An 11,273-nucleotide genomic window follows, 5' to 3' on the forward strand; every position below is an offset into this window, starting at 1 on the left:
CATGGTTACTTGTGATCCAATATGCCCGAATCTCGGGCTATGCGGGCAGCTTCTCGCCTTCCCTTGACATGAAGCTTCGAATAAATCGTTGAGATGTAATTCTTAACTGTCCCTTCACTAAGAAAAAGCGCCTCAGCAATGTCTTGATTGCGCAGGCCGGAAGCCAGCTTATGCAGCACTTCGAGTTCACGGGGGCTGAGCCCGTATTTATTACTTTTTACGGTGGAGGAATTGTTCATGCTCATGCTTTTAATCATTTTGCCCGCCATCTCTTGTGTTATTAAGGTGCCTCCCGCATGAACCACGCGTATACCTGCAGCCAGATCCTTGGGATGGATGGCCTTGAGCAGATAACCTTCTGCGCCATGACTTAACGCCGCAAGCACATACTCCACTTCCTTATAAGAGGTCAGCATAATAATCTTGATGTCAGGGAATCGCTTTTTAATCAGGGCCGTTGCAGCCACGCCGTCCATGACAGGCATATTGATATCCATCAGCACAATGTCGGGCTGAAACTGCTCGCAGTCATGAATGGCTTCCTCCCCGTTTTTTGCCAATGCGGCAATTTCGATATCTTCCTCCATGGACAGCACGATATGTAAGCTTTCCAGGATTAATTCTTGATCATCAGCAATCAGCACTTTAATGTTCGACATGCAGCAGCACTCCCTTTAGCGGAATTTCACATCTGACTTCGGTCATCGCCTCAGCTTCCTCCTTGGAATCCACGGACATGCTGCCTCCCAATTGCTCGATTCGATGCTTCATCGTGGTCAAGCCGAAGCCATAATCCATTTTTTTAATCGGTATGCCGTTATTTCGGACAATTAATTGCAGCGTGTTCACGGCAAACTCCAGCTCCAGGAACAATTGAGATGCTTTTCCATGCTTTAACGCATTCGTAAAAGCTTCCTGAATGACACGGAGGACCGTTTGCCGCACTTCAAAATGCACCCTGGGCTCTGTCCCCAGCAGATTGACGGTTAGTACAGTTCCCGTGTGCTCTTGGAAACGAAGGACAAGGTTCTCCACCTGCTGTGTAAGACTCGCCCCCTCTTCTTCTCCCATCTCATGAACAATGTTTCGCATGTCGTCCAAATTTTGTTCAGCGAGTGCCCTTAAACGGATTAAACGGCCTTTGACCTCTTCCGGCTTCCGATCCAGAAGGGCAATCGAAGCATCAAGGCCCATAATCAGTGAGATAAAGGAGTGCCCCAATGTATCATGAAGCTCCTTGGACATACGGTTGCGCTCTTCCTGAAGCGTCATTGTCTCGATTTCCGCAGTGTAGAGGGTTAGCAGCTTATTTTGCCGTTCCACTTCTAGTGCTAGTTTATTCTTCTCTTCATATGCTTTGGCTACGGAGCTCGCCCATATGCCGATGAAACAGAACAGCAAATTGTCTGATGCGAAGCTAAACGCCTGCTCCCAAGGCAAATGCATGTAAGTCTGCGACAAAAAAGGAATGAAAGCCACCACAGGAATAACCCAGATCGTCTTCTTCGTCATTAAGTATCCCATGATAAGGCTGAGCAGCAAATAGTCCGCCCTTGAAGTCAAATCCGGATGGATGGCAGAATTCACATAATAAGAACCGCCCAGCAGCAGCTCCAGTATGCAGAACCAAGTCTTGTTATTTCTAAACCCGGGGAACCAGAACAGCATAGGGACGACAGACGCTAGAATCAGCCAAAAGATATTAACTACCGTTAGGATCGAAAATTCACTTACTTCCAATAGACGGGACGCTAGCAAAATATAGTGATACAAACGAAGAGCAAATAGGCCCCAATCCATGAAAGATAATATTTTTTTCATATCGACATCCCACTTTTCCAGTAAAAATATATCAGCACCAGTGCATCCAGTGTATCAATTATAAGGGAAAAATATGTTAATTGGCACTTTCTGTTTTCTGCCGCCGAATGAATAGTTGACTCTGGAGTTTAATCCAATGTTATGATTTTACTGGAAGGGAGGCCGACAATGAAAATCAAGGATTTTGCGAACAAATATCAAATTCAAACCGATACAATTCGTTATTATGAGAAAGAAAACTTATTGAATCCAGTAAGACGAGAAAATAATTATCGGGAATTTGATGAAGAATGTGAGAAGCAGATACAGCTTATCATCGTATTAAAGCAATTAGGATTTACAATAAAGGAAATTCAACAATCACTTTTACTACGAGACAGATCCATATCTACGGAATGTAAGGATGCAACAGTATTATTGTTGAATCAAAAAATAATGAATCTTGAGGAAAAAATTCGGTTTTACCAACAAGCATTGATAGTGGTCCAAACCATTAAAGAACTTGCGAGTGAAGTGGAGTATTCAGAGAATATTGAAGATATCGAAAACTTATTGCTTGGTTTATTTCAAAAGGATTTAAAGGGAGAAATATGATGACAAATAAACAAATCATGCATGTTGAATATGCAATTGCCTTTGCACTTTCCTTTTTTACTTACATGCAGCTACACTTTCCCATATGGTTGTTCGTTGTTCTTTTATTCGTTCCTGATCTTACAATGCTTGGGTACACAATGAATAAGAAAATAGGTGCGATTGTTTATAATTTAGGACACACCTTTATTTTCCCCCTGCTTTTTGCATTAGGTTACTTATATTTTTCAAACGATTATCTATTATTAGGATCGATCATTTGGATCGCTCATATATGTATGGATAGAGCAATAGGTGCTGGGTTGAAATATCAAGACTCTTCATTTACTAATACACATATGCAAAGGCTTTAACGTAACAAATTAGACAGAAGGTTCTTGGATCTGCCTAAACTTCCGGAATAGCTAATTTTCTGGATTTCTATATTTAGAGAATCTAGAATGATGGGGTGAATGAAATGAACGGAATAGTAAAAATATTGGTCGTTGAAGATGATAATGAAATTAATAAATTACTGTGCGAAATTATAGCCAGTAGTGGTTATGTTCCGCAGCCGGCTTATTCTGGCACAGAGGCTTTGTTGTATTTGGCCAATAAGCGGGAGTGGAGCATGGTATTGCTCGATCTGATGCTTCCCGGTCTTAGTGGCGAAGAAATACTTGAGCAGTTAGGACCGGATCGTCAACTGCCGGTGATCATTATATCGGCCAAAGGGGAACAGCAGTCAAAAGTCGCCGTTTTACGAATGGGAGCAGACGACTACATTACAAAACCTTTTGATATTGAAGAGGTATCGGCAAGGATCGACATCCATCTTGGGAGATATAGACGTGTCGTGGAACCCGATCCGGTCCGACAATTGACGTACAAAGATATTGTTTTGAACATAGATACTAAGATGGTGTCGGTCAACGGTTTCGATGTGATCTTGACCGCGAGGGAGTTTGCAGTGCTGGAACTTTTAATGTCTTACCCTAAGAAAGTATATACAAAGAAAAATCTATTTGAAGCGGTATGGGGAGACAATTACTTGGGTGATGACAATACGATTACCGTACATATGAGCAATTTAAGGAAAAAATTGGCGCAGGCAAACCCGGAGGCCGAGTATATTGAGACCATCTGGGGAATGGGCTATCGACTGAAAGGATGAATTAATAGTTTCTTAATGTTTTAATTAATCTTCTATTAGGATTTGATGATTAGAATGATGTACATCAGATGAAATAGGAGAGTGCAAAATGAGAAAACTTTTACTCGCAGTGATGACGATAGCGCTACTCGCCTCATTTCTTTATCTTCCTCAATCAACCTTTGCTGCGGCGCCTGTACTCGACAAGGATGCTGTAGACGACTATGTTAAGCGTTACTTGAGACGGAATGGACTGCCAGGTGCTTCAATTGTCATCGTTAAGGATGGCGAGATCATCCACGCGCAAGGCTATGGGCATGATTCCGAGGGTAGCCCCATAACGGAACATTCCTTAATGAGAATTGGTTCTGTGTCTAAAACATTTACCGCATTTGCCGTACTGCAGCTCGTGAATGAAGGAGCCATCCAACTGGATGACCCGGTCATCCGCCATTTGCCTGAGCTAACGATGGATGATAACAGATTTGGACAAGTGACCATCCGCCATCTGCTTAGCCATACATCCGGAATTCCCAACCCAACCATTGTGCCTAAGGCGGATACCTTGGAACAAGGCGTTAAGCGTCTTCACTCGTGGAAGCTTCAATCCAATCCCGGGGAGCAACATTCGTATAGCAATGCGAACTATTGGATCTTGGCATGGCTGGTGGAGAACGTAAGCGGCATGGAGTTCGCTGCGTATCTTGACACGAAGCTGTTCTCCCCGCTCGGTATGGACGACTCCCTCTCGCCTGTGAACGCTGGAGATGCGATTCCAGGGTTGCCTCGCGGACATGTCACAGCCTACGGAACAGCAATTCCAATATCAGAGATGGAGCTCATGTTCGGTGGAGCAGGGGGAATCGTTACTACAGCTGCAGATATGGGAAAATGGCTCTCCATGCATACCAATGATGGAGTAAGCCCAACAGGAATTAGATTATTGTCTTCATCCTTACTGGAAGAATCTTATTCCCCGCAGCCTGGAAGTGAACATTACGGTCTAGGCTGGTCGCTTAGCTCTTCGGATGTTGCGCCGCAACGAATACAGCATAGTGGCGCATTATCAAGCTATCATGCCCAACAAAGCATCGTAACGAGCAGCGGCTATGCAATAGCTGTAATCCTTAATAGCTTCACAACGACCTTCGAGCATGCATACGAGATGAGCTCAAGGATTATACAGTTGACCGAGGGAAAAGAACCTGAACTGAAGGCACCCGTACCTACAATTATTGATTTCTCGCTTGGATTTCTTACATTGCTATATGCAAGCTTGGGAATCAGGGGAATCCTGCGCAGTAAAAGGTGGTCTGATCAGCGCCAACACCATTCAGCTTTACGTTACTATCTGCGGTTAATCCCTCAAATGATTCCTATTGCGGGAATAGGATGGTTAATGTTTATTGTTCCGGGGCTGCAGGACAATAGCTCAACGGCCCTGGATGTGTTTCGACTATGGCCAGCTTTGGCAATCTTGTTATCCATCATCTTCTTATGTGCGGTGTTCATGACAGGGAAGAGAATTTATTATCGGCTTAAAGGGGGTAGGACCTAGTGGAACAGGCTGTTCTGACAACCATCAATTTGACGAAGAAATACAAGGAACAGGCTGCCCTGGATCATGTCAACTTGGTCGTGGAAAAGGGAGATATATACGGTTTTATCGGGCAGAACGGAGCAGGAAAAAGTACGTTGCTGCGTATCGTGACTGCACTGGCCCGGCCAACGAGCGGATCTGTCAGCTTGTTTGGATATAGCAGCGAGGCGGGGTTGATTGAAGCTCGGAAGCGCGTAGGGGCAATCATTGAAAGCCCTGCATTATATCCTGATATGACAGCCCGCGATAATCTTGAAGTCCATCGGCTGCTCCGAGGCATCCCGGGTAAGGCATGCATCTCGAAGGCGCTTGCCCTCGTCGGACTACAGGATACAGGGAAGAAGAAGGCGAGGAACTTCTCACTCGGCATGAAGCAGCGTTTGGGCTTGGCCATCGCCTTGCTGGGCGACCCGGAGCTGCTTATACTCGACGAACCGACGAATGGCCTTGACCCTGGAGGTATCGTGGAACTTAGAGAACTGGTCAAGAAGCTGAATCGCGAGTTGGGATTAACGATTCTAATCTCCAGCCATATTTTGAGCGAGCTTCATCAGATGGCAACGAAGTACGGCATTATCCATAGAGGTAGACTGCTGGAGCAAATGACCCGTGAACAATTAAATGAGAAGTGCAGGCAGCATCTACGTATCCGAGTGGATGATCCAAGCAAGGCCGCAACTGTTCTTGAGATGGAGCTGGGCACCCAGGATTATGAAGTTTTGCAGGATGGTACAATCAAGCTTTACAACCTCTATCATGATGTCAGAAGGGTATCTATGGCTTTGACAAGCAGCGGTCTGGTCATTGAATATTTTGCGCCAGGCGGGGATGACTTGGAAAGCTATTTTACTAAACGGGTTGGGGGCGGATTCCATGATTAATTTATTGCGCATGGAGCTGTTCAAACTCGGCAAAAATAAAGTGTTTTGGACACTGACGGTCATTGTAACGGTTGTTTTTACCCTCCTGCACTATCTAATTACCATCGGATGGTGGAAGATGGATAATATGTTTATGGGGGCGGGTCTGGAGATGTTCTCTTCGCTTGCACTTGCTACAACCCCATTCTACTTCATGTTATTCTTGAGTACGCTTGCCGGATTTTTTATGGCGAATGAATTCACAATAGGGGTTGTCAAGAACATCGTTATGAGCGGGAATCGCAGAAGTCATATCTTTTTAGCTAAGTTCATCGTATTGGCACTCGGTTCCGTGTTTCTAGCTGTAGTGTGTCCGTTAATTGTAATCATAGGCGGGAAGCTATTATTCGCATTCGGCGAAATGACAGACCCGTCGGCATTGGGCTATTTGGCAAGAGCATTGGGCTTGTTCCTCATTCATATGCTGGCCCTCGTTGCCTTATTGATACTGATCGCGGTGCTTGCGGAAGATAGCGGGAAAACCATTATTATTTCCGTTGTAATCGCATTGTTAATCTCCGTAGCAGAAGTTCTAAGACCGTTGCCAGGGGTTCTGGAAACGTTGTACCGCTACACGATATTCCATCATCTTATCGACTCCTTCCGAGTCAGGATGACCTACGCTGATGTGATCCAGTCTTTGTCGGTTGGATTCAGCGCCATTCTAATTTTGGTGTTCTGCGGGAATCTAGTGTTTAAGAGGAAAGAGATGAAATAAAGATAATGAAGGGGGAGGGAACGTGATCTATATAGCGATCGCTGCGGTTCTGCTTATGTTCATTTTTCTCCTTCGCCTGGTGATGATTAAGAAGGAAATGAGACGCTTATCCAGCCAGGTCGAACGCTTTCATAAAGGCTTAAGCGGGAAGAAGGTTGATATTGCTTTACTGGACAAAGATATCGAAGAGCTTGCCGGAAATATTAATCAATTGATGGATCTGGCGGTCCAATCGAACAGGGATCGAATACGCAGTGATCGCGAATTGAGACAAGCGATCGCTAATATGTCTCATGATTTGAGGACGCCGCTAACGGCCATAATCGGGTATACCAAATTATTGGGAGCCAGTTCTGTTACAGAAGAGAAACGGCAGGAATATATGTCCATCATCAGAGCAACTGCCGATCGCTTACATATATTACTTCAGGAATTCTTTGAGTTGTCTCTCGTGCAATCTACGGATTATGAACTTAAGATGGAACCGGTACAAATGAATGCATTGTTGTGGGAAGTGTTGACCGGATATTATGATCAATTTAACGAGCGTCGCCTGGAACCGGATCTGCAAATAACGGATGAAGTGCTGATTGCCAACGTGGATCCGTCGGCGGTTAAACGTGTATTCGAAAATTTAATCAGCAATGTGATCCGACATGCGACAGGCCATGTAACGATCAGCTTGAAGGAAGCAGGGGGCAACATCGTGCTCATCATCAGGAATGAAGCAGACAACTTGAGCGGGCAAGACATAGACAGGCTGTTTGATCGCTTCTATACAGCGGATCGATCAAGATCAAGACGAAGAACAGGCTTGGGTTTATCCATTGCCCATAGTCTCATGTTAAAGATGAACGGGCAACTGTCTGCAGAGCTTAATGATGGGTACGTGGAGATGAGATGCGAGTGGAAAAGAAAATAAATGCGCCGTGAGGCTGCTGCTGGAGCATTATTATGATCCGGAGCGAAGGCTAGGATAAATGACCTGCTCTGCAGCCCGGAAAGCACAAGCACCTCCCAATGTTATCAGGCATGTCAGGGTACGATCATTGTCGATGAAGTCGGATCTGGGTTAAAAAAAGGTAAAGAATAGGAATCATTTAAAGCGGGGTGATGGCGTGGCGAAAGAGGGAGCAGACCACTATTCAGAAATCGATGAAGTTATTGCCTATATTCACAAGCATATTGACGAACCGCTTGAGCTTTCGCGTCTGGCCAACATTGCGCTATACAGCCCATATCATTTTACGCGCATCTTCAAAGAGAAGATCGGGCTTCCGCCCTTGTATTATGTCTCAGCTCTCCGATTGCAGAAGGCCAAAGACCTGCTGCTGCAGACAAACTTGACCATTCGCGATATCGGGCTCGAGATCGGGCAGCAGAGCCTTGGCACGTTCACTACCCGGTTTACCGAGCGGGTAGGCGTGACGCCGTCCGAGTTTCGCCGATCCGCGCAAGAAGCGGATGAGCACTTCAAGTCGTTGCGGAATCTCAGCGACTGGGAAACGATGTCTGTGTCTTCTATTCTACTTCCCGGCAACTCCACGATAGAAGGAAGGATCTATTCGGCAGTTCCGTTTGATGGCTTCATCCTCATTGGCTTGTTTGCCAAACCGATTCCCGAAGGGCTTCCGTTATACGGGACACTGCTTCCTTCATTGGGGCGCTTTCGTTTTATGGATGTCAAGCCTGGCACTTATTATTTGATGGCAACGTCCGTCTCTTGGGAGATGCAGACGAAGGATTTCCTACTACCTCATGCTACCTTGCGTACCCGGTCGCACGCGCCGATTATCGTTCAACCTCATACACCTGTCCTTTACCAGGAAGTCATGCTTCATCCTGCCCGGCAAGATGATCCCCCGATTCTGGTATCTTTGCCGTTGCTTATGCAGAATTTTCTCAATCTAAAAAATCAATCCTGGCAGCGGAAGTAGATTTTATGGTCTTGAAAATATAAAAAGGTCAGCCTGTGTAATAGGGGAGTGGACGTGCTATCTGTCTAGCTCGGTTTTACCTCGTTGGAAATCATCCACAGCACGCCGAATTTGTCCTCAAGCTGTCCGTGCAGGGCGCCCCAGAAAGCAGGTTCTAAGGGGTACTTCACCTTGCCGCCTTCCGCGAGCTTCGTGAAAGCTTCACGGGCTTCGTCCTCCGTTGCGAACTCGAGTGACAAGTTGATATTGTTCCCACATTGAATCGGTTCGAAAGAGTCAGACATGAAGAGATTAACTCCGCCCGCCACGAGGCTCAGGTGAACGACTTTGTCCTTGATAGCGTCATTTGAATCGGGCAGTTGTCCGTACGTCATGATGGAGAGAACCTCTCCTCCTAGTGCTGTCGTGTAAAACTCAGCTTGCGATCTTGCATCCTCGGATAAAATGTAGGTTGTGTGTTTAGCCATTGTTCGTACATCCTTTCTTCGTCATATTTGAATTTTTATAAACTCAGTATAGCATTCGATCCACAAGTGGATTTCTTCTGAATTGCTACGATTTCGCTCAGTAGATGTTATGGAGGGCCGGATCAAAAGTAGCGCAAGTTTCGCCTCAGAGCAGCTGCAGCGAAGCGAATACAAATACTTGTTTAAGACTCTCTCATTCATGACTTGACACTGACCTATACTGGAGGGTTTATAGTCAGGGTGTAGGGGGGATCACAAATGAAAAAATGGATGAACAGGGAATTCGAGAAGGACGTACATTATAGTAAAGGGCTAACCGTCGTATTTCTAGGCTGGGCGTCTATGGTAATTGGACTTTTTACAGCGACCTTGATAGGACAACAGATAGAACAAGCGGGCGGCCCAATTTGGGTTTCACAAATAACCCGAGGTTTAGTCGTCTCAATAATAGTTGTTTCTTTAGTATTCTGGATACAAAGACGCTACCGCATTCAGCTTAGGTTGATACCACTGTCCAGAGTCGGTATGTTCCATTTGGTGGGTGGTGCGGTGCTTCCTTTATTGTTGGTAGTTTGTGGTTTTATTGCAGCTAGTCAGTTGAACTGGATTGATATTGTGGAGTGGCATTTCTCGTTTCAGCTATTTTTCAGCATTTTTGTTAATGTATGTTTTGCTTTCCTATACGAAGCACTTCCTGAGGAATTGACTATGCGCGGCTTGGTCTATAGCGGCTTGCGGGCAAAACTCCCTGCTTTCTTGGCTTATGTAGGACAACTCCTGCTGTTCGTGTCTGTTCCAGTGACGGTAAATTTATTACAGCAGCTTGTTGGCATGGAACCTGGAGTTGTGATCAATACAGACTATGTCATACTGTTGCTTGCCTTCGGAACAGTACTGCAACTGTTACGCAGTGTTACAGATTCTCTTTGGGCATCTATAGGATTTCATCTTGGTTACTTGGAGATATCGAGATTTATGGTCGCGCAGAACGATCTGCGTCTATTCACGTATTCTGAGCGTTATGAGGGGACTGGCAACCTTTTTATATTATTTACAATGGTGAACTTGGGCGGAATTTTTGCCGTAGGAGCACTCTACCTCTGGCAGAGAGCGAGGCGGAAGAAAGCAGAACCGTGAAAGGGCGGGAGTTAAGATTGTATTCTGTAGGACAGTTATCGAAGCTGACGAAAGTATCGATTCGAACGTTGCATTACTATGAGAAACTTGGGCTGCTCAATCCGGTTCGGGGCGAAAATAACCAATATAGACAATACGGCGATTGGGATATTTTTAGACTTCAACAAATTGCAATTTTAAAAAGGATGAATTTTAAACTGAGCGAGATCGCGGTGATTCTCGAACTGAACGAACATGCGGTTGATGAATCATCCCATCATGCTGCGGCCGCATGGACACGATCGTTAGAAGAACAACTCTCAATTGTAAGAAAGCAACAGGAGGATTTGAGGAGGGTAGAACAACTGCTGTTCTCTGCCATCTATTCCATACGGGTTACCGGACAGGTTAATCTCGATGAGATGCTACATTTTATCAAAGAACTGGATCAACCCAAGGACCTTTCCAGAAGTGACCTTCTAAAGCAAGTTTTTTCACCGGAGGAGTTAGATGTTTTGCCGATAGGCAAATCGGGGTCTGCCGAATTGGAGTGGGCGGACATCCTAAAAGAAATCAATAGCCACTTGCACGAAGCCCCGGATTCGGATGCTTCTCAAAAGCTGGCTAAGAGAATCATCGATTATGCTTCATTGTTATTTAATGGCGACGAACAACTTGGTGAGAAGTATTGGGAATACATTGCTCCGGAGGATGGTCAGTCACCTCGAGTATACGGGATGTCTTCGGAAGTGATGCTGTATATTGAAAAAATTTTGGAGCAATGGGGTTAGAATAGACGATTCCGTAAAATCCAGTAAAACAAAAAGGCTTCCCTTACCGGCAATGTCATTAAGATAAGATCAAAGACAAGACCGGGAGTAAAACTGAAATGCAAAACGGCATAGGAAAAGCCCTGTGCCGTTTGTTTTTTGGTTCAAGCAAGAAAAAAGCGTACAGCAAACAAAGCG

General features: G+C 45.2%; 13 protein-coding genes. 10 read left to right on the forward strand and 3 right to left on the reverse strand.

What is annotated here, in order from left to right; genetic code table 11:
* Positions 1-5: 5 nt before the first annotated feature.
* Both GNP95_RS23765 and GNP95_RS23770 read right to left on the reverse strand, forming a co-directional pair.
* Complete coding sequence (locus tag GNP95_RS23765) at positions 6-659, reverse strand: response regulator transcription factor (RefSeq protein ID WP_155613308.1); 654 nt, start codon at positions 657-659, stop codon at positions 6-8.
* Positions 646-1,821: a sensor histidine kinase gene (locus GNP95_RS23770; RefSeq protein WP_155613309.1), complete on the reverse strand. Its 1,176-nt coding sequence runs from the start codon at positions 1,819-1,821 to the stop codon at positions 646-648. The genes GNP95_RS23765 and GNP95_RS23770 overlap by 14 nt, the downstream gene beginning before the upstream one ends.
* A gap of 168 nt (positions 1,822-1,989) precedes the next feature.
* On the opposite strand from GNP95_RS23770, the gene GNP95_RS23775 reads away from it, so the two are divergent.
* From GNP95_RS23775 to GNP95_RS23810, 8 genes are all read left to right on the forward strand, one after another.
* Entirely contained in the window at positions 1,990-2,415 is a 426-nt protein-coding gene (locus GNP95_RS23775; RefSeq protein ID WP_155613310.1) for a MerR family transcriptional regulator, read from the forward strand.
* Entirely contained in the window at positions 2,415-2,768 is a 354-nt protein-coding gene (locus GNP95_RS23780; protein WP_155613311.1) for a DUF4260 domain-containing protein, read from the forward strand. The genes GNP95_RS23775 and GNP95_RS23780 overlap by 1 nt, the downstream gene beginning before the upstream one ends.
* Positions 2,769-2,872: 104 nt before the next feature.
* The gene (locus tag GNP95_RS23785) at positions 2,873-3,568 is read left to right on the forward strand and encodes a response regulator transcription factor (RefSeq protein ID WP_155613312.1); all 696 of its coding nucleotides are present in this window, start codon (positions 2,873-2,875) and stop codon (positions 3,566-3,568) included.
* 88 nt (positions 3,569-3,656) lie between these two features.
* Complete coding sequence (locus tag GNP95_RS23790; RefSeq protein WP_155613313.1) at positions 3,657-5,105, forward strand: serine hydrolase domain-containing protein; 1,449 nt, start codon at positions 3,657-3,659, stop codon at positions 5,103-5,105.
* Positions 5,105-6,028, forward strand: coding sequence for an ABC transporter ATP-binding protein (locus GNP95_RS23795; RefSeq protein WP_330163599.1), 924 nt, complete (start codon positions 5,105-5,107; stop codon positions 6,026-6,028). The genes GNP95_RS23790 and GNP95_RS23795 overlap by 1 nt, the downstream gene beginning before the upstream one ends.
* Complete coding sequence (locus tag GNP95_RS23800; RefSeq protein ID WP_155613314.1) at positions 6,021-6,785, forward strand: ABC transporter permease; 765 nt, start codon at positions 6,021-6,023, stop codon at positions 6,783-6,785. The genes GNP95_RS23795 and GNP95_RS23800 overlap by 8 nt, the downstream gene beginning before the upstream one ends.
* Before the next feature lie 22 nt (positions 6,786-6,807).
* Positions 6,808-7,707 carry a sensor histidine kinase gene (locus tag GNP95_RS23805; RefSeq protein WP_330163600.1) on the forward strand — a complete coding sequence of 300 codons (900 nt, stop codon included), beginning with the start codon at positions 6,808-6,810 and terminating at the stop codon, positions 7,705-7,707.
* A gap of 196 nt (positions 7,708-7,903) precedes the next feature.
* Positions 7,904-8,722, forward strand: coding sequence for an AraC family transcriptional regulator (locus tag GNP95_RS23810; protein ID WP_330163601.1), 819 nt, complete (start codon positions 7,904-7,906; stop codon positions 8,720-8,722).
* A gap of 65 nt (positions 8,723-8,787) precedes the next feature.
* On the opposite strand, the gene GNP95_RS23815 is transcribed toward GNP95_RS23810, so the two are convergent.
* Entirely contained in the window at positions 8,788-9,189 is a 402-nt protein-coding gene (locus GNP95_RS23815; RefSeq protein ID WP_155613315.1) for a VOC family protein, read from the reverse strand.
* Positions 9,190-9,447: 258 nt separating this feature from the next.
* Here GNP95_RS23815 and GNP95_RS23820 point away from each other — a divergent pair, with 258 nt between their 5' ends.
* Together GNP95_RS23820 and GNP95_RS23825 are read left to right on the forward strand one after the other, a co-directional pair.
* A complete protein-coding gene (locus GNP95_RS23820) occupies positions 9,448-10,326 on the forward strand; it encodes a CPBP family glutamic-type intramembrane protease (RefSeq protein WP_155613316.1) in 879 nt (292 codons plus the stop codon).
* The gene (locus tag GNP95_RS23825; protein ID WP_330163602.1) at positions 10,323-11,096 is read left to right on the forward strand and encodes a MerR family transcriptional regulator; all 774 of its coding nucleotides are present in this window, start codon (positions 10,323-10,325) and stop codon (positions 11,094-11,096) included. Before GNP95_RS23820 ends, GNP95_RS23825 begins: the two co-directional genes overlap by 4 nt.
* The last annotated feature ends 177 nt before the right edge of the window (positions 11,097-11,273 follow it).

This window comes from Paenibacillus woosongensis, from assembly GCF_009725165.1.
GTDB lineage: Bacteria > Bacillota > Bacilli > Paenibacillales > Paenibacillaceae > Fontibacillus > Fontibacillus woosongensis.